Source organism: Streptomyces thermolilacinus SPC6 (genome assembly GCF_000478605.2).
Taxonomy (GTDB): domain Bacteria; phylum Actinomycetota; class Actinomycetes; order Streptomycetales; family Streptomycetaceae; genus Streptomyces; species Streptomyces thermolilacinus.
Genome location: NZ_ASHX02000001.1, coordinates 206,381 through 222,405, shown reverse-complemented (window position 1 = coordinate 222,405; position 16,025 = coordinate 206,381). Strand labels below are relative to the sequence as shown.

Here is a 16,025-nt window from a genome sequence, read left to right as displayed (position 1 = left end):
AGCCCACGCACAAGCACGCGGACGCACAATCCCTCGTACGCGGATGTCCGCACCGGCGCGGACAAGCGCCGACGGCGGCGCGCCCGCCGGAACCCGGCCGGGCGCGCCGCCGTTCGCGGCCCGCACGGACGCTCTAGCCCTGTTCCTCCTCCACCGCGACGAACCGCAGCTCGGACGTGTACGACCGGCCCTGGTCGTCCACCAGCCACGCCTGCTCGGGCGTCGGCAGCATCTCCGTGACGACGGCCCGCCCGTCCGGCTCCTTGCGGACCATGCGGCGCACGGCCTTGGCGAGGATGTTGACGTACACGGGGCTGTCGAAGTCCACGTAGAAGGGCCGCGGTTCCGTCGGCAGCACCACGAACACGTACCGGGGCAGCCCGTGCCGCGCACGCCACCGCCGGGCCCGTACGAACCGGCGTGCCTCGTCCTTCTCGTCGGCGAAGTCCAGGTCGGGCCCCGGCAGCCGCCAAGTCTCGCGCGCCACGACGAGCCGGTCCACCGTGACGCGCGGCGTGTGGCCGTCCTCCGGCAGGATCTGGAACAGGTCCATGGCCAGCGTGGTCAGCACATGCGCGAACACGTCCACGGCGGGGAACCGCGCGCCGTCCGGCAGGACCACCACCAGCTCCCCGTCCCGCTCGGTGACCGTCACGTCCGCGCTGAGGACCGTACGGGGACGGCCTGCGCCGCTCGTGAGGTCCACCAGCGCCACGTGGTAGTCGTCCGGCCGGACCAGGGCGTGCCGGGTGCGGGCCGACAGCCGCGACCGGTGCTCCTTCGGCAGCAGCGGCATCAGGCGCGGCCGGGGGTGGTCGCGGCCGGTCAGCCGGACCAGTTCGCCGGGGTCGGGGTGCTGGTGGACGAAGAGGGACGCGCCGAGCGTGTTGGCCGCCAGGTGCAGCTCGCCCAGCACCAGCTCGAAGTCGCCCCGCTCGACGGCGTCCACACCGGTCGCGGCGACCATGACGTCCGGGCTGACGTACCGCGCAGCCGTCCACCCCGCCCCCGGAGGGGCGCCCCCGCCGGTGCCGAAGTGCTCCGCGACCGGCCCCGCGATGTCGGCCAGGGACCTGTGCACCCGTCGGGCGCCGGGCGGCACGGCCAGGACGGACGCCCACCGGTCGCGGAACTCCCGCTGGAGCGCGTCGGCCCGCGCTCGCGCCGTGCCGTGCAGCACCGGCATGCAGGCGAACCAGAACGACGCCAGGTCCACCGGCCCGTCCTCGGCGAGCCGCTCGTACACCCCCCGCGCCTCGGCCATCACCGCGTCGGCGAGCCGCGCGGTGAGCCACCCCGAGCTGGTCAGCAGCGGCTCCAGCGGCGCCAGCGCCTCGTGCACGGCCCGCCCCGCCCGGACGGTCGCCGCCCGCCGGCAGTCGGCGTACACGACGGCCCGGCACGGCGCCGTACCCGCGGACTTCTCCCGTACGGCCGCCGTCTCCGTGAGCGCCGCGAACCCGCCCTCCAGCTCCGCCAGCGCGGCCACCACGTCGTCGGCACCCTCGGCCGCCCGCACCCGGTCGCGGCCGCGCTCCAGCGTGTCCAGCGCCGCGAGCCAGCGGCCGCGCGCCTCCGCGTCGCCGACGCCGTCGAGCCAGGCCCGCAGCGCCCGCTCCGGGTGGGCACCGGCCGGGACCTCCAGCTTCCACACGACCCAGCGGCGCGCCACGAGGTCCGCGAGGACGGCCGGCACGTCCACGCCGGGCAGCGCGGCGCGGATGTCCCGTACGGGCCGCAGCCCGTCGCACAGGCCCAGCACGGCGGCGGCCTCGGGGCCGACGCTCCGCGCCGGACGGCCCGGCACGGTCACCTCAGCGTCCGACACCCGAACGAACGGCACCCTGCGCGGCGCCACCCACTCCCGCAACGCCGGGTCGGCGTCGATCCGCGCGGCCAGGGCGTCGATCGCCCACCCGGCGAAGTAGACCTCCGTCGCGGCGATCAGACCCTCGCCGGGATCGACCGCAACGCCCGGCCCTTCCAGGTCCCAGCGGCCCCAGCCGACGGGCCCGAAGAAGCCGATCGTGTCGTTCTTGACGCAGAACCGCTGCCAGTAGTGGGCGACCAGCTCCTCCCGCTGCCGGGGCATGCTGGTCCGTCCCGCCGCCGTCGGCGTCCACGCCAGGAACGGCGCCACCCCGGAGGCCAGCACGGGGCGGTTCTGCCACGCCACGGCCTCCCGGAACGCCGGTGTCCGCGCGATGTCCTGGAGATGGTGCGCGGTCTCCACGGCGGCCTGCGCGAACAGCCCCGCGAAGTCCGTCCACTCCCGGTCGTCCGGCGCGAGGACCGCCGTGTCGTCCCCCGCGAACTTGTCGGCCGCCTCGGCGAGCCCCGCCGGGGCCAGGCGCAGCACCCCGTCGGCGGGGAAGCCGGGCCCGCGCAGGGCGAACTGCTCCCACAGCCGCCACCGCCCGCCGGGCAGCGGCACGCCGCCCCCGTCGTCCGTCTCCGCCACGGTCCTCACCCCTCGATCAGGTCGGTGTGGACGACGTCGGCGAGGTCCGCCGGCGTCGGGTAGGCGAAGACCAGCGCCACGGGCACGTCCACGCCCAGCGCGTCCTGGAGCCGCGCGGTCACCTGGAACGCGGTGAGCGAGTCGCCGCCGTTCTCGTAGAAGTCGCTCTGCTCGTCCAGGCCGGGCGCGCCGAGGGCTTCCCGGTAGATGCCGACGAGCAGTTCGGTGACGGCGCCGGCACTCATGGCGGTGACGGCCGTCGGGGTGGGCGCGTAGGCGGGGGCGGGGGCGGTCAGGGTGGTGGTCGTCTCGCTCATCGGGTCTCCTCCAGTTCGGGACGTGCGCCGGTCGGCGCGGTCCGCCGGGCGCCGCCGCCCGGCTCGGTACGGTCGGCCGGGTACGTCAGGCCGGCCGGATTCATCAGGTCTGTCAGGGCCGTTCGGCCGGTGAGGCCCGTACGGTCGGCCAGGCCGGTCAGGTCCGCCAGGTCCGTACGGGCGGTGAAGCCGATCGGGTCGGTGCGGTCCGCGGGGCCCGCGCGATCGGCGGGGCCGGTCGGGTCCGCCAGGTCCGTGCGGGCGGTCAGGGCCGCCAGGGTGTTGCCGCCGGACACGACGGCGACGGCACGCTCCCGCAGCCGTCCCGCGCGCAGCGCCCCCGCGAGGGCGACGGCCCCGCTGGGCTCCGCCTCGACGCCCAGGCGGCGCAGCCGGTCCGTGGCGGTGAGGATCTCGGCGTCGGTCACGGCCACCAGGTCGTCCACCCGGTCCCGTACCACCGCGAACGGCACCTCGCCGGGCGCCTGCGCCCGCAGTCCGTCCGCCACCGTGTCGCAGGGCGGCAGCCGCAGCGGCCGGCCCGCCGCCAGGGACCGCGCGTACCGGGGTGTCCCCGCCGGTTCGACGCCCACGATCCGCACCGGGTGGTCGCGGGCGGCCAGGCACACCCCGGCCAGCAGCCCGCCGCCGCCGACCGGCACGTACAGGGTCCGCACGTCGGGCACGTCGGCGAGGATCTCGCGGGCCACCGTGCCCTGCCCCGCGACGACCAGCTCGTGGTCCGACGACGGCACGAGAACCGCGCCGGTCTCCTCGGCGAGCGCCCTGGCCCGCTCCTCGCGCTCGGCGACACCGCCCCGCACGCTCACCGTCCGCCCGCCCAGCGCGCGGATGCGCTCGGCCTTCGCGGGGCTCGTCCCGGCGGCCAGCACCACCGTCACCCGCACCCCCATCGGCGCGGCCAGCCGCGCCAGGGCGATCCCGTGGTTGCCGGAGGAGCCGGTCACGATGGCGCGGGCGCCCAGCGCCAGCACCGCGTTCGCCGCGCCGCGCAGCTTGAACGACCCGCTGTGCTGGAGGTGTTCCGCCTTCAGCAGCAGCCCCCAGCCGCCCCTGCGCCGCCCCGGCGCCGGAAGACCCGGCAGCAGCGGGGTGCGCCGCGCGTACCGGGCGATCCGCCCGGCCGCGCGCTCCACGTCGGCGGAGGTCAGCCCGCCCCGGTACGCCGTCATGACCGCACCTCCGCGAGCGCCGCCGCGTTCTCGTGACCCGCCGCGTCCGCCGCTCGCACGGGGCCGCCCGCGCGGCCGCCCGCGCCGGCTACCGCGTCCGCGAGGGCCCGCCGGTCCGCCTTGCCGCTGCGGGTCGTCGGCAGCTCCGCGAGCCGCTCGAACCGGCGCGGCATCAGGTGCGGCGGCAGCGTCGCCGCGAGGTGCGCCCGCAGCGCCCCGTTGCCCGTGCCGTCCAGGTCCCCGGTGACGTGCGCGACGAGGTACACCCGCCCCTGGCCGTCCTCGGCGGCCGTGACGACCGCCCCGGTGACCCCGGGGTGCGCCAGCAGCGCGCCCTCCACCTCGGCGGGGTCCACCCGGTAGCCGCGGATCTTCACCTGCCGGTCCCGGCGCCCCAGCAGCCGCAGCCCGCCCGGGCCGTCGGAGGCGAGGTCGCCTGTCCGGTACAGCCGCGCCCCCGGCGGCCCCGCCGGGTCCGGCACGAAGCACTCCGCCGTACGGGCGGGAAGGCCCCGGTAGCCGCGGGCGACACCGACCCCGCCGACGCACACCTCGCCCACCGCGCCCTCCGGCACGGGCCGCAGGTCCTCGTCGAGCAGCCGGACGACGACCCCGTCGATGGGCGTCCCGACGATGTCCGCGTCCGTCACCGGATCGGCCGGCACGTCGTACCGGGTCGAGGTCATCGTGCACTCCGTCGGCCCGTACTGGTTGACGAGCCGGTCCTCGACCACCGCCCGGCCGCCCGCCCTCAGGAACGGGCGCAGCGACTCCCCGCTGCTCACCACCAGCCGTACGCCCTCCAGCAGCCCCGCCCCGTCCGGGCGGCCCGCCAGGAACGCCAGGAACGACGGCACCACGCTCAGCAGCGCGTTCACCCCGTGCTCCCGTACGACCGCGCCGAACTCGTCCGGGCGCAGCACCGCCGACCGGGGCACCACGACCAGCCGCCCGCCCGCGAGGAGCGGCGCGAACGTGTCCCGTACGGACGCGTCGTACCCGAGCGGCGCCACCTGGAGCGCCACCGTGTCGGGGCCCAGCCGGAAGTCCCGGGCGACGAACCGCAGATAGGAGTCGAGCGACCGGTGCTCCACCAGCACGGGGCTCGGCTCGCCGGTCGAGCCGGACGTGTGGCTGACGTACGCCAGCGCCCGACCGTCCGGCGGCCCTCCCGGAGGCGTACCGCCCGCGTCGCCAGGCTCCGGGCGGTCCAGGAGCACGAGCCGTCCCGGCACCGGCAGCCGCAGCCGGTCGGCGAGCGCCTCCGTCGTGACCAGCAGGTCGGCGCCGCCGCTGCGGACCAGCGCGGCCAGCCGGGCCGGCGGCTGCTCCACGTCCAGCGTGAGGAACGCCGCCCCGCACCGCACGGCGGCGGCCACGGCGATCACCGCGTCCACGCCGCGCGCCACCGCCACCGCGCACACGGTCTCGGCGCGGGCCCCCCGCGCGGCGAGCGTCCCGGCGAGCGCGTCGATCCGGGCGGTCAGCTCCGCGTACGTCAGCTCCCCGCCGGGCGTGCTCACCGCCACCCGGCCCGGCTCCCGCGCGGCGTGCGCGGCGATCTCGTCCACGAACGTCCGCATCACACACCCCCGTCGGCCAGGCCGGTCACCGTCTGGTCCACGGCGACGAACCGCAGCTCCGACGTGTACGTCCGGCCCTCGTCGTCCGTCAGCCACGCCTGCTCCGGCGTCGGCAGCATCTCGCTCACCACCAGCCGCGCCCCCGGGTCCTTCCGGGCCAGCCTGCGCGCAGCCTTGGCGAAGATGTTCACGTACACGGGGCTGTCGAAGTCCACGTAGAACGGGCGCGGCTCCGTCGGCGACACGACGAACACGAACCGGGGCAGGTCCCGCTCCCGCGCCCACGCGCGGGCCCGTACGAACCGCCGCGCCTCCGACTTGTCGTCGCTGAAGCCCATCTCCGCGACCGGCAGCGTCCACGTCTCGCGCGCCACCACCATCCGGTCGATGCTGACGCGCGGCGTGTGGTCGCCCTCGGGCCGCAGCGTGAACCGGTCCATGACCCGCTGCGTCAGCGTGTTGGCGTACACGTCCAGGACGTCGTACACGGCACCGTCCGGCAGCACCGCCACCAGCGCCCCGTCCCGGTCCTCCACCGTCACGTCGGCGGCGAGGACCGTGCGCTGACGGAACGGGTCGCCCGTGTGGTCCACCAGCGCCACGTGGTAGTCCTCCGGCCGCTCCAGCGACGGCCTGCTGCGCGTGGACCACTTCAGCGGCAGCTCCTTCGGCAGCATCGGAAGCAGCCGGGGCCCCGGGAAGTCACGGGACGTCTCCGCCACGAGCGCGTCCCGGTCGGCGTGCTGGTGCACGAAGAGCGAGGCGCCCATCGTGTTCAGCGCGCAGTGCATCTCGCCCAGCAGCAGCTCGAAGTCGCCGCGCGCCACCGCGTCCGCGTCCTCGGCCAGCACCAGCACGTCCGGGCTGAAGTACCGGGCCAGCGACCACCCCGTGCCCGGCTCGTCGAACTCGGCCCGTACCCGTTCCGCCAGCTCCCGCGACGACAGCCGCACCCGGCGCGCCCCCTCGGGCACCTCCAAAAGGCGCGCCCACTTCGCCCGCAGCTCCGCCTGGACGGCGGTCACGTCCTCCTCCGCGTTCGGGTGCGGCGACGGCAGGCACGCCAGCCACAGGGACGCCAGGTCCACCCGGTCCCCGTCCGCGGCGAGCCGCTCGTACACCGGCCGCAGTCGGCCCCGGATGCGCCCGGCCACCCGGTTCGTCATCCACCGGGCCGCCGTCAGGCACAGCGCGAGCGGGGTGAGTTCGTCCAGCAGCCCCCTGCCGAGCACCGCCGTCGCCGACCGGCGGCAGTCGGAGTAGACGACACCCCGGCACGGCGCGGTCTTCGCGCCCTTCGCGCGCTGCGCCTCCGTGGCGGTGAGCGCCGCGAAGTCCGCCTCCAGCGCCCCGAGCGCCGCCGTCAGCGCCTCGGCGTCCGTCCCGGCCGCCGCCACCGCGTCGCGGCCCCGCTCCAGCACGGCCAGCCGCTCAAGGGCCGGTTCGCGGACCGCCGGGTCACCGATCCGCTCCAGGATCGCCCGCAGCTCACGCTCCGGGTACGTGCCGGACGGCACCTCCAGCCGCCAGTGCACCCACCGCCCCGCCACCAGCGCCCGTACGGACTCCTCCGCCTCCGCCGCGGACAGCCCGGCCGCTCCGGCGATCTCCGCGACCGTACGCGTCCCGTCGCACAGACCCAGCACCGCCAGGTCCTTCGCCGTCACGGACTGCGGCCGCCGCCCCGGCACGCGCACCGCGCCGTCCTCGATCCGCGCGAACGGGACGCGGCGCGGCGGTATCCACGCCCGCAGCGCCGGGTCGGCGTCCAGCGAACGGGCCAGCGCGTCGATCGCCCAACTGGAGAAGTACACCCGCGAGTCGGCGAGGAACCCGCTGCCCGGATCGACGGCGATATCCTGCCGGCCCAGGTCCCAGCGGCCCCAGCCGACGGGCCCGAAGAAGCCGATCGTGTCGTTCTTGACGCAGAACCGCTGCCAGTAGTGGGCGACCAGCTCCTCCCGCTGCCGGGGCATGCTGGTCCGTCCCGCCGCCGTCGGCGTCCACGCCAGGAACGGCGCCACCCCGGTGCGCAGCACGGCCGGGTTCTGCCAGGCGACCGCCGCCCGGAAGCGGGGGCTCGCCGCGATCTCCTGGAGCAGCTCAGCGGTGCGGACGGCACCCGCGTCGAAGTCCTCCGTGAACGCCTCCCACTCGGGCCCGGCGGGCTCACCGCCCGGGAGGAACTTGTCGGCCGCCTCCGCCAGGCCCGGGGGCGCCATCCGCAGCACGCCACCGGCCGGGAAGCCCGGCCCCCGCAGCGCGAAGTGTTCCCACAGGCGCCACCCCCCGACGGGCAGTTGAACGGTCTCCGGCATGTCCGGCATGGCGGAACTCCTTCCGAGGAGGGCCTGGTTCGTGGCCCCGCCGACACTGCCGGGCCTCCCGCGCACCCACCAGGGAAGGAGCCGCACGGCACACCGCCGGTGCTGCTGCGCGTTTGTCCCTGTCGGCCGGTCGCCGGCGGCGCCACGCTGGGCCCGTCTACCGACCCGAGCCATGGAGGACCGAGCGAGATGAGCGACAGCGAGGAGTACCGGGCCGAGGAGTACCAGGTGGTGCTCAACGACGAGGAGCAGTACTCGATCTGGCGGACCGACCGCCCGCTGCCCGCGGGCTGGCACGCCGAGGGCACGACCGGTTCCCGCCAGGAGTGCCTGGACCACATCGGCCGGGTCTGGACGGACATGCGCCCGCTGAGCCTGCGCCGCCATCTGGCGGCGGCGGGCGGCTGAACCTCCCGGGCCGCCCCGGCACGAGCGGGCCCCCGCCACGGTCGTGCCGTGGCGGGGGCCGGGTCGTGCCGCGCGTCAGTTGGCGCAGTAGTCCACCCAGCGGTGAGAGGAGATGTTGTCGTTCATGGCCTGGCCGCCACCGGCGCCGTTGTACGGGAAGTGGTCGTAGCGCATGTCCATCAGGTAGTTGCCGTTGCGCAGGCAGTACGCGGCACCGCCGTAGTTGGCGTCCCAGTACAGCAGCACGTCGTCGTACGCGCCGGCGTAGCCGTTGTTGTGCACCGACGAGGCCTGGTTGCGCATGTTGCGGTCGGTCCAGTTGGAGCTGTTGCCGACCCAGGTGGCCTGGCGGCCGCCCTTCCACGAGTGCTCCCAGGCGTACAGGTTGCCGTCCGCCGCTGCCGCGTCGGCACCGGCGGGCACCGCGACGGCCGGGGCCGACGGAGCCTTGTCCTGTGCCTGGGCGGCGGTGGGGGCAAGGCCCAGCGCGGCCACCGCCAGGGCGGAGGCGAACAGGACCGTTCCTCGGTACTTGGACATGGGAATGTCTCCTCTGCGTGTGGATCTCGGGTGCATGCGGGTGTCTTGCGTCGTGCGGGGCGTGCGGTGTGCGGTGTTGCCCGCGCCGGGGCGCGGGAGAACGGAGGGTGCGGCCCGTCAGCGGGCCAGCACGGCGCGTGCCCGGGGCAGCGCGGCGGCCCGGAGCCGCTCCACCTGCTCGACGGCGGCGCGGTGTTCCCGGCGCAGCTCCTCGTCGTGACGGCGGTCGAGGCGCCGCGCGAGCGCGGCCAGGCCGCTGCTGTCCGCGCAGCGCGCCTCCTGGACGGCGGTGCGGATCTCCCGCGCCGGGTCCGTGCCGTTCCCGGGGCCGAGGAACGCGGCTCGCGCGTCGCCGGGCTTCTCGTACGGCGTCCCGTGGCTCCGCATGCAGTCGGCCCAGCCCGGCACGGCGGCCCGGAAACGCGGGTCGGTGAGGACCCGCCGCTGCCGGATCGCGCCGAGGCCGTCCACGAGGGTGGAGGCCGCGTACCAGCGCTCCACCTCCCCGTACAGGTCCCGCCAGGCCGCGACCTGGCAGCCGTCGCCGCTGTGGCCGATGACGGCGCCGCCGGGCAGCTCGGCCCGGAGCCCCGGCCCGCCGGGCGTGCCGTTGAGCGCGGCGACGGCGGCACGGCGGCGTTCGGCGGGCAGGCCGCGCAGGTACACCCGGTTGGGGTCCTCGTCGCGCAGCCGCTCGGCCCGATGCCTCAGCCCGCTGCCGTAGCCGTACCGCTGCGCCCACCGCACGTCGTCGACGACGTACGGGAAGTCGCGTGCCTCGGGCAGCGGGTTCTCCGGCACCGGCCGGAACCGGAAGCCCGCCGCGGCCATGCACGCGCGCAGCAGTTCCTGTTCCGCCCTGTGCAGCAGGCTCCGCTGCGCTGCCGTCGTGGTGGCCGTGGCCGAGGCCGCCTTGCCGGGCTTCGGCTCGTCCGGCACGGCCCGCTGCGGGGGCGGCCCGGCGGTGCAGCCGGTGAGGGCGACGGCGACGACGGCCAGCAGCCCCTGCAGGACCGTACGCCCCGTCCCGGCCCCGCCCCGGCTCAGCCGCCGTCCCGCGGGGGATCTCCTCCTGGCGTGCATGATGACGAGGCTCCTGCCTGCGAAGAGGCTCCGGGTCCGTGTCCCTCTCGGGGCGCCGGACCCGCCGACACCCAGGAGTCTCAGGGAGCGGCCCCGCCCGCCGACAGCCTTTCGAAGATCTTCCGAATGTTCCGTGGCAGGCCCTCCCCGCCAGGTCCGACGCCCGGGGCCCGCCGCCCGCCGCCCACGTTCACGCGCCACCCGCGCGAGGCGACCGCCCGCACAAAAAGGTCACCCGCACGGACGCCGTCGTCCGTGCGGGTGACCGTCATAGGCCGGGCTCAGCGGCGCCCGCCGCGCAGCTTGCCGAACAGCTGCCGGGCCTGCTCCCGTTTGCGCGGGTCGGCGGCGGCTCGCCGTGCCGAATCCGCCACCCTCCGTCCTTGCGGGCTGCGGCCGAACTCCTTGATCCTGTTCATCAGACCGGGCATGACCTCTCCTCTCGTACGACGGCCGGGGCGGGCGCCCGGCGCGCGAGCGCCGGGTGGCGGTCCGCGAACGTCCCGCGGCGCCCGCCGGAGACTCCCGGCCCCGTGACAACCGACTGCCCCGGGGACCGGCGTCCATACCTGCCAGCCTGCCCCCTGCGGCCCCGCCCCACCTCCTGGAGGAGTGGACGTGTACGCGTCTTGCGGCGGGGCACACGAGGGTTCGGAGGCTGATAATCATGGTTCCCCTTCTTCTCGTTCTTCTGCTTGTCCTGATCCTCTTCGGTGCGGGCTTCGCGCTCGAAGCACTGTGGTGGGTCGCGGTCATCCTGCTCGTCGTGTGGCTGCTGGGCTTCGTGATGCGCTCGGCAGGCACCGGCGGCCGACGCGGACGCTGGTACCGCTGGTAGACGGGCCTCAGCGCCCCCTTCCGTGGCCCGCTCTCGCCCGTCGAGAGCGGGCCACGGCGCGTTCCGCCGTCCTACCGGGAGCGCCGTCCGATCGGCTCGCGGGCCCGTGTGACCGTGGCTGCTCAGTGGCGGGGGCCCGCATGGGCGGGCTGAGCGGTGACGGGAGGAAGCCGGTCACACCCCTGTGCCGGGGCCCGGCGCGCGACACCGCGCGCCGGGCCCCGGCAGGCACACCCACGGGCCGGACAGGTTCCGACGGGTGCAGACAGGTCAGAGCGGCTTACGCAGGCTCGTGGCGCCTTCACGCCAGGCATCCAGCAGGAGCGTGCCGAGGCGGTCCTCCAGGTGGACGGTGGCGGCGATCCCGAACGCCACGTCGGGGGCGAGGCCGGGCTCGTCGGCCAGCAGCCCGCCGATCACGTCCCTGCGAACGATCTGCTCGTGCACCGCGTCGGCGGTCACGTGCTCGGCGTAGAAGTGCTCGGCCGCGGCTCCCGCGCCGGTACGGCGCATGGCCTCGGCGAGACGGCGCGACCCGGGCGACGACGTCACCTCGACCGTGGCGAAGTGCCCCACCAAGGCACCCCGGTGAGCGCGGTGCAACCCCAGCAGCGACATGAGGTTGACGTTCGCCAGCATCTCGGCGGGCGCGTGGTCGAGGTACCGGCCGTAGCGCGTGTCCAGACCGAGGTCTGCCATCAGGTCGGCGAAGAGCCGTGCGTGGACCCGTTCGGGCCGTCCGCCGCCGAACTCGTCGTACTCGACCGCCACGAACGCCGCCTTGGCCCGGCCACGCAGCCGGGGGATGACCCAGGCGTGCGGGTCGGCCTCCTTCAGGTGGTACAGGGACCGCTGGGCGGCGTACTCCCGCAGCTGCCACAGCTCGCCCTCGTCCCGCAGGTAGTGCGAGACGCCGTCGCCGTCGACGGGCTCCACCAGCAGCTCCTCCAGCGCGTCGGCCACGTCCGGCCGCCCCTCGGTCCGGTCGCGCAGTTCGGCGAGGAAACGGTCCTCCACCGCCCGGCGCAGCGCCAGCAGCCCCGGGTCCCACTCCCAGGCGGGCGCGACCCCGTCGAAGCCCCGGTAGTGCAGCTCGTAGCAGAGGTACAGGGCCAGCTGGAGGTCGTCGCCGAGGGGGTCGGCGGCCCGTACGGAGGCGGGGCCGGGCACCGGGGAGCCCACCGGCCCGCGCAGCGCGTCCAGCACCCCCTGGGAGACGTGCCCGCGAGCGGGCGGCAGCTCGCCCTCCGGACGGTCGTCCACCGGGGGCCGGATCTGGTCCTGCATGGGTCACCTCTTCGTACGTCGGCGATGGCTCGTGTCGCACCACGGGTAGGCGCGGCTGCGGCGGCAGGTGCACAGCGCCACCGTGAAGCGGTCCGACCGCACGACGGTCCCGTCGTCGAGGGCGACCTCGACCGGGCCGTCGAGCAGCAGCGGGCCCTCCTTGGTCACCGTGACCCGGCAGGGCTCGGCGGCGGGTTCCTCGTCACGGGCCGTGCGCGGACGTTCCTCGTCAGGGGCGGTGGGCACGGATGATCACCAGCTCTTCCTTCTCCTGGCCGGGCTCGATCAGGCCACGCCGCTCCAGCCAGTCGGAGCGCTCGCGCAGCACGGGGCCGAACGGCACGACGCTGCGCCGGACGACGGCCGCTTTGAGCCCCGCCCGCTCCAGCCGCTCGATGGTGGGCGTGACGCCGCTCAGCGCCGATTGCACCAGCAGCAGGACACCGGAGGGCCGCAGCAGCGCGGGGGCGCCGTCGCAGATCCGGTCGATGACCGCGCGGCCGTCGGGACCCGCGTCCCAGGCGACGGCGGCACCCCGCCGGGGCGGCCGTTTCCGGGGCGAAGGCACGTACGGGGGGTTGCACACGATCAGGTCGTACCGGCGGCCCGCCGCGGGTTCCAGCAGGTCGCCGCGGAGGACCCGGACGCGCTGCCCGGCGAGCGCCGCGTGCAGCCGGGCCGTGAGCACGGCCCGTCGGGAACGGTCGATCGCGGTGACCCGGGCGCCCCGCCGCGCGGCGGCCAGGGCGAGCGCCCCGCTGCCGGTGCCCACGTCGAGCACCTCCGCGCCGGGCGGCAGCCCCTCGCGCTCGATGGCGTCCCTGAGGAGGAACGTGTCGGACTGCGGCGCGTAGACGCCCGGGGCGAGCCGCAGCACACCACCGGCCAGACCGGTGTCCAGCAGACTCGGCATAGCGGCTCCTCGCAAGGTCATGCCGGTGGCCGGGTGCCGACCGGCGCTCTCGCTCCCCGGATGCCCACAGATGCCGTTTTCATCCATTTCGGACACCACCGTGCGGGCGGAGGCCGCGGGTGGGGAGGGGGCGCGGTGTACGCGGGGGCCGGCCCAGTCGCCGCTACGGGGCCGCAACTCGCCGCCACGGTAGGCGTGTTGCGGCAGCCCGGGGGGCAGAAGGGAGCCATGACGGTAGCGAAGAGAAGTGTCCTGGTCCTCGACTGTTCCGAGCCGGAGGCGCTCGCGGAGTTCTACGCGGGCCTGCTCGGCGCCGAGGTGCGCCGCTGCCCCGACCCCGACTACGTGGAGGTCGTCGGCCACGACGGCGTACGGCTGGCGATCCGGCGCGACCACGGGTACGCCCCGCCGAGCTGGCCGCGCCCGGACGACTCCCAGCAGGCCCACCTGTACATCCTGGTCGCGGCGGCCGACATGGACGAGGCGGAGCGGGAGGCGGTGGGCCTGGGGGCCCGGCCCGTGGAGGCCAACGACACGACGGGCTTCCGTGACGTCCGCACGTACGCGGACCCGGCGGGCCACTCCTTCACCCTCATGGCCGCCGCCGACACCTGAGCCCGCCGCCGCGACCCGGACCGCCCCCGCGGGTGCCGTGCCGGTCCCTGCGGGGCCGTGCCGGTCCCGCCCCGTCTGCGCCCCCCACCGGGGCGGGGCGGGACCGGCACGGGGTGGACGGTCAGGGGCGGCGGCCGTGCGAAGCGCGGGAGCCCGGGCTCGGGGCCGGCCGGGGACGGGGACTCGGGGCCCAGGGGGAACCGGCGCACGCGCTCCGGGTCACACCTCCACGACCGCCCACCGCCGCCGCGCCCCGTCGTCGCGGCTGCTCTCCGTACCGGCCGACACCGCGCCCAGCCCTGTGACCTCCCGCAGCAGCCCGTCGTCCTCCGGCGTGCGGGACGGCTCGTGGGACAGGACGAGGACGACGACCTGGCCGTCGTCGTCCCGGTCGGCGAGGTGGACGCTGGCGCGGCGCCCGCCGTCGGCGACGGCGGCCCGCACCAGCCGGGCGGTGACCCCGGCGACGGGATGCTGATCGGGAAGGCCGTACCCCCAGGACCGCAGGCGGTCGAGGACGGCGCCGGCCGCGCGCGTCGGCGTCGAGGACGCCGCCCACGGCGCCGTGTCGAACGTCCAGTTCCCGGCGCGCCGGTTCGCGATCCGGACCCGCACCGCCGGCCTCACGGCGACGACCGCCGCCTCCTGCCGTTCCGGGCGGGGCGGTTCGACGGGACGCCTGGGCGGCGGCGGGGTCTTCGGCGGGTAACTCGGCGGCCACTTCTCGGCGTCCGGCGGCATCGTCACAGGCGTGGCCCTCTCCGCGCGCGGGGGTGATCCCGGCCCCGGCACCGGAGCCGTTCGGCCATCGTACGGGCCGTACGAGCCGCCCGGCGGGCCTTCGTCCCACCACACCCGCGTGGGTGAACGCGCCGCCGGGCAACCCCGGTGCCGGGCCTCAGCGGCGCAGGTCGAGTCGCATCAGGACCCGTGGGTGCCCGGCCAGGACGGAGGTCGTGTCGGCGGCGTGGGTGAACCCGGCGCGTTCGAAGTTCTTCCGCAGCCCGGCGTAGGCCATCGTCAGATCCACCCGGGCGCCACCGTTGTCGAGGGGGTACGCCTCCACCGCCGGCGCGCCATGGGCGCGGGCGAACTCCACGGCGCCGGCGATGAGCGCGTGGGAGATTCCCCGCTTCCGGTGGCCGGGCCGGACGCGGACGCACCACAGCGACCAGACGGGCAGGTCGTCGATGTGCGGGATCTTGCGGTTCCGGGCGAAGGACGTCGCCGAGCGCGGCGCCACGGCCGCCCAGCCGACGGGCTCGTCCCCGTCGTACGCGACGACGCCCGGCGGCGGGTCGGCGCGGCACAGTTCCGCCACGTAGGCGCCCCGGGAGGGCCCGCGCAGTCCGTTGTTGAGTCTGGACGGAATCCGGTAGCTCAGGCACCAGCAGACGTTCGCGCCGGGCGACTTGGGCCCGAGCAGCGTGCGGACGTCCTCGAAGACGGTGGCCGGGCGGACTTCTATGCTCATGGCGTCAAGGGTGTCAGCTGACCACATAGGACAGTTCGTACAGGGCCCCGGCGCCTTCGAACTTCTTCCGTATCGTTCCGCGTCCCGCTTCGTCGGGACTGATGGAAACGGTGCCCACGAGACGTGCGGGCATGCCGGAGCCCCGGTCCACCTCGTGCAGCGCGAGTCGCACGTCGCCGAAGACGGGCACGAAGATGTCCAGCTCCTCCGTGCTGCCCTCGCGCATGGAAACGGTGCCGCTGGTGGGGAAGAACTGGACTCCGCCCACCCGGCTCATGACGATCTCGTCCTCCCCGTCACGGTCCTGGCAGCTGGCAGCGGTCAGCTCCAGCAGTTTGGCGAGCACTGACATGGGATCCTCCGGTTCGCTTCCGGACTCACTGGTCCGCGAGGGGCGGATTGAACCTGAAGCACGCGGACTGGAGCTCGGGAGGGGTGTTCACCCGCTCGGCGAACAGCTTGAAGTCGCGGTGCCGGATGAAGCGGTTCGGGAACCGCACCGAGCGGAAGGAGAAATGATTCGGGTCGATTTCCGCCCTTACCAGGGCGAACGTCGAGTCCGCGCGGACCTCGTCCGCGACGTCCGGGTCGTCGATCCCGGTGAAGAACTTGCTGTGGATGCGGAAATCGTCGAACGTCGCGATGCGCAGGCAGAAGCCCAGCGGGGCGGTGGCGCGCAGGAGCTGCCCCGTCTCGCCGAATCCCAGCCCGCCGGTCCATTCGAAGGTGGCGTTGTCGCGGTCGAGGTCGTTCTCGACCTTGGCGATGTCGACGCCGCTGGTCCGGTCGATGATGAAATGGTCCGGAAAATTGTTCGAGAAGAGTGAGAGTCTGACCGACATCACTTGCCTCGGTCCTTGAGGTGCAATTCCCGTGCGGACGGGTGGGAGCCGAGAGGACCCGCAACTCTCAGGCGTCCATATGGGTGGGATGTCTCCATCATGTGCCGCGAAGCAGGTGAACGCCACTACGGGCGCACCGGTTAC

General features: G+C 75.3%; 18 protein-coding genes. 3 read left to right on the top strand and 15 right to left on the bottom strand.

Features of this window, described 5'->3' with window-relative positions; genetic code table 11:
• Positions 1 to 133 precede the first annotated feature (133 nt).
• Genes J116_RS01100 through J116_RS01080 form a run of 5 tightly spaced genes read right to left on the bottom strand, consistent with a single transcriptional unit; the run spans position 134 to position 7,872 of the window.
• Positions 134 to 2,461, bottom strand: a complete 2,328-nt coding sequence (locus J116_RS01100) for a lantibiotic dehydratase (RefSeq protein ID WP_037949106.1) — start codon at positions 2,459 to 2,461, stop codon at positions 134 to 136.
• A gap of 5 nt (positions 2,462 to 2,466) precedes the next feature.
• The gene (locus J116_RS01095) at positions 2,467 to 2,778 is read right to left on the bottom strand and encodes an acyl carrier protein (RefSeq protein WP_023591215.1); all 312 of its coding nucleotides are present in this window, start codon (positions 2,776 to 2,778) and stop codon (positions 2,467 to 2,469) included.
• The gene (locus J116_RS01090; RefSeq protein WP_023591216.1) at positions 2,775 to 3,971 is read right to left on the bottom strand and encodes a threonine ammonia-lyase; all 1,197 of its coding nucleotides are present in this window, start codon (positions 3,969 to 3,971) and stop codon (positions 2,775 to 2,777) included. The genes J116_RS01095 and J116_RS01090 overlap by 4 nt, the downstream gene beginning before the upstream one ends.
• The gene (locus J116_RS01085; protein ID WP_023591217.1) at positions 3,968 to 5,554 is read right to left on the bottom strand and encodes an amino acid adenylation domain-containing protein; all 1,587 of its coding nucleotides are present in this window, start codon (positions 5,552 to 5,554) and stop codon (positions 3,968 to 3,970) included. Before J116_RS01085 ends, J116_RS01090 begins: the two co-directional genes overlap by 4 nt.
• Positions 5,554 to 7,872, bottom strand: a complete 2,319-nt coding sequence (locus tag J116_RS01080; protein WP_028964810.1) for a lantibiotic dehydratase — start codon at positions 7,870 to 7,872, stop codon at positions 5,554 to 5,556. Before J116_RS01080 ends, J116_RS01085 begins: the two co-directional genes overlap by 1 nt.
• A 198-nt stretch (positions 7,873 to 8,070) precedes the next feature.
• On the opposite strand from J116_RS01080, the gene J116_RS01075 reads away from it, so the two are divergent.
• Positions 8,071 to 8,289, top strand: coding sequence for an MbtH family protein (locus tag J116_RS01075; protein WP_023591219.1), 219 nt, complete (start codon positions 8,071 to 8,073; stop codon positions 8,287 to 8,289).
• A 75-nt stretch (positions 8,290 to 8,364) separates the two neighbouring features.
• On the opposite strand, the gene J116_RS01070 is transcribed toward J116_RS01075, so the two are convergent.
• The 3 genes from J116_RS01070 to J116_RS30040 form a co-directional block, all read right to left on the bottom strand.
• Positions 8,365 to 8,829, bottom strand: a complete 465-nt coding sequence (locus tag J116_RS01070; RefSeq protein ID WP_023591220.1) for a peptidase inhibitor family I36 protein — start codon at positions 8,827 to 8,829, stop codon at positions 8,365 to 8,367.
• Positions 8,830 to 8,946: 117 nt separating this feature from the next.
• Positions 8,947 to 9,912, bottom strand: coding sequence for a hypothetical protein (locus tag J116_RS01065; RefSeq protein WP_023591221.1), 966 nt, complete (start codon positions 9,910 to 9,912; stop codon positions 8,947 to 8,949).
• Between the two features lie 281 nt (positions 9,913 to 10,193).
• Positions 10,194 to 10,343, bottom strand: coding sequence for a hypothetical protein (locus J116_RS30040; RefSeq protein WP_023591222.1), 150 nt, complete (start codon positions 10,341 to 10,343; stop codon positions 10,194 to 10,196).
• A gap of 236 nt (positions 10,344 to 10,579) precedes the next feature.
• Between J116_RS30040 and J116_RS01060 the strand changes: the two genes are divergently transcribed.
• Positions 10,580 to 10,750, top strand: a complete 171-nt coding sequence (locus J116_RS01060) for a DUF5670 family protein (RefSeq protein WP_023591223.1) — start codon at positions 10,580 to 10,582, stop codon at positions 10,748 to 10,750.
• A 270-nt stretch (positions 10,751 to 11,020) separates the two neighbouring features.
• On the opposite strand, the gene J116_RS01055 is transcribed toward J116_RS01060, so the two are convergent.
• From J116_RS01055 to J116_RS01045, 3 genes are read right to left on the bottom strand one after another with little or no spacing between them, the layout of a single operon-like run.
• Entirely contained in the window at positions 11,021 to 12,037 is a 1,017-nt protein-coding gene (locus J116_RS01055; RefSeq protein WP_037948725.1) for an iron-containing redox enzyme family protein, read from the bottom strand.
• A 3-nt stretch (positions 12,038 to 12,040) separates the two neighbouring features.
• The gene (locus J116_RS01050; RefSeq protein WP_037948726.1) at positions 12,041 to 12,283 is read right to left on the bottom strand and encodes a CDGSH iron-sulfur domain-containing protein; all 243 of its coding nucleotides are present in this window, start codon (positions 12,281 to 12,283) and stop codon (positions 12,041 to 12,043) included.
• On the bottom strand, positions 12,267 to 12,950 hold the full coding sequence (locus tag J116_RS01045) for a HemK2/MTQ2 family protein methyltransferase (protein WP_023591224.1): 684 nt from the start codon (positions 12,948 to 12,950) through the stop codon (positions 12,267 to 12,269). The genes J116_RS01050 and J116_RS01045 overlap by 17 nt, the downstream gene beginning before the upstream one ends.
• Positions 12,951 to 13,178: 228 nt before the next feature.
• On the opposite strand from J116_RS01045, the gene J116_RS01040 reads away from it, so the two are divergent.
• Positions 13,179 to 13,565: a VOC family protein gene (locus tag J116_RS01040; RefSeq protein ID WP_023591225.1), complete on the top strand. Its 387-nt coding sequence runs from the start codon at positions 13,179 to 13,181 to the stop codon at positions 13,563 to 13,565.
• 219 nt (positions 13,566 to 13,784) lie between these two features.
• On the opposite strand, the gene J116_RS28130 is transcribed toward J116_RS01040, so the two are convergent.
• The 4 genes from J116_RS28130 to J116_RS29830 form a co-directional block, all read right to left on the bottom strand.
• Positions 13,785 to 14,306, bottom strand: a complete 522-nt coding sequence (locus J116_RS28130; RefSeq protein ID WP_079147840.1) for a hypothetical protein — start codon at positions 14,304 to 14,306, stop codon at positions 13,785 to 13,787.
• Between the two features lie 157 nt (positions 14,307 to 14,463).
• The gene (locus tag J116_RS01030) at positions 14,464 to 15,039 is read right to left on the bottom strand and encodes a GNAT family N-acetyltransferase (RefSeq protein ID WP_023591227.1); all 576 of its coding nucleotides are present in this window, start codon (positions 15,037 to 15,039) and stop codon (positions 14,464 to 14,466) included.
• 13 nt (positions 15,040 to 15,052) lie between these two features.
• Complete coding sequence (locus J116_RS01025) at positions 15,053 to 15,391, bottom strand: hypothetical protein (RefSeq protein WP_069818278.1); 339 nt, start codon at positions 15,389 to 15,391, stop codon at positions 15,053 to 15,055.
• A gap of 25 nt (positions 15,392 to 15,416) precedes the next feature.
• Positions 15,417 to 15,881: an AbfB domain-containing protein gene (locus J116_RS29830; protein WP_023591229.1), complete on the bottom strand. Its 465-nt coding sequence runs from the start codon at positions 15,879 to 15,881 to the stop codon at positions 15,417 to 15,419.
• Between the last annotated feature and the right edge of the window lie 144 nt (positions 15,882 to 16,025).

Bases quoted from the DNA above. Each gene is read 5' to 3' on its own strand.
- J116_RS01095 (WP_023591215.1), bottom strand. From the start codon at position 2,778: ATGAGCGAGACGACCACCACCCTGACCGCCCCCGCCCCCGCCTACGCG.
- J116_RS01090 (WP_023591216.1), bottom strand. From the start codon at position 3,971: ATGACGGCGTACCGGGGCGGGCTGACCTCCGCCGACGTGGAGCGCGCG.
- J116_RS01085 (WP_023591217.1), bottom strand. From the start codon at position 5,554: ATGCGGACGTTCGTGGACGAGATCGCCGCGCACGCCGCGCGGGAGCCG.
- J116_RS01080 (WP_028964810.1), bottom strand. From the start codon at position 7,872: ATGCCGGAGACCGTTCAACTGCCCGTCGGGGGGTGGCGCCTGTGGGAA.
- J116_RS01075 (WP_023591219.1), top strand. From the start codon at position 8,071: ATGAGCGACAGCGAGGAGTACCGGGCCGAGGAGTACCAGGTGGTGCTC.
- J116_RS01070 (WP_023591220.1), bottom strand. From the start codon at position 8,829: ATGTCCAAGTACCGAGGAACGGTCCTGTTCGCCTCCGCCCTGGCGGTG.
- J116_RS01065 (WP_023591221.1), bottom strand. From the start codon at position 9,912: ATGCACGCCAGGAGGAGATCCCCCGCGGGACGGCGGCTGAGCCGGGGC.
- J116_RS30040 (WP_023591222.1), bottom strand. From the start codon at position 10,343: ATGCCCGGTCTGATGAACAGGATCAAGGAGTTCGGCCGCAGCCCGCAA.
- J116_RS01060 (WP_023591223.1), top strand. From the start codon at position 10,580: ATGGTTCCCCTTCTTCTCGTTCTTCTGCTTGTCCTGATCCTCTTCGGT.
- J116_RS01055 (WP_037948725.1), bottom strand. From the start codon at position 12,037: ATGCAGGACCAGATCCGGCCCCCGGTGGACGACCGTCCGGAGGGCGAG.
- J116_RS01045 (WP_023591224.1), bottom strand. From the start codon at position 12,950: ATGCCGAGTCTGCTGGACACCGGTCTGGCCGGTGGTGTGCTGCGGCTC.
- J116_RS01040 (WP_023591225.1), top strand. From the start codon at position 13,179: ATGACGGTAGCGAAGAGAAGTGTCCTGGTCCTCGACTGTTCCGAGCCG.
- J116_RS28130 (WP_079147840.1), bottom strand. From the start codon at position 14,306: ATGCCGCCGGACGCCGAGAAGTGGCCGCCGAGTTACCCGCCGAAGACC.
- J116_RS01030 (WP_023591227.1), bottom strand. From the start codon at position 15,039: ATGAGCATAGAAGTCCGCCCGGCCACCGTCTTCGAGGACGTCCGCACG.
- J116_RS01025 (WP_069818278.1), bottom strand. From the start codon at position 15,391: ATGTCAGTGCTCGCCAAACTGCTGGAGCTGACCGCTGCCAGCTGCCAG.
- J116_RS29830 (WP_023591229.1), bottom strand. From the start codon at position 15,881: ATGTCGGTCAGACTCTCACTCTTCTCGAACAATTTTCCGGACCATTTC.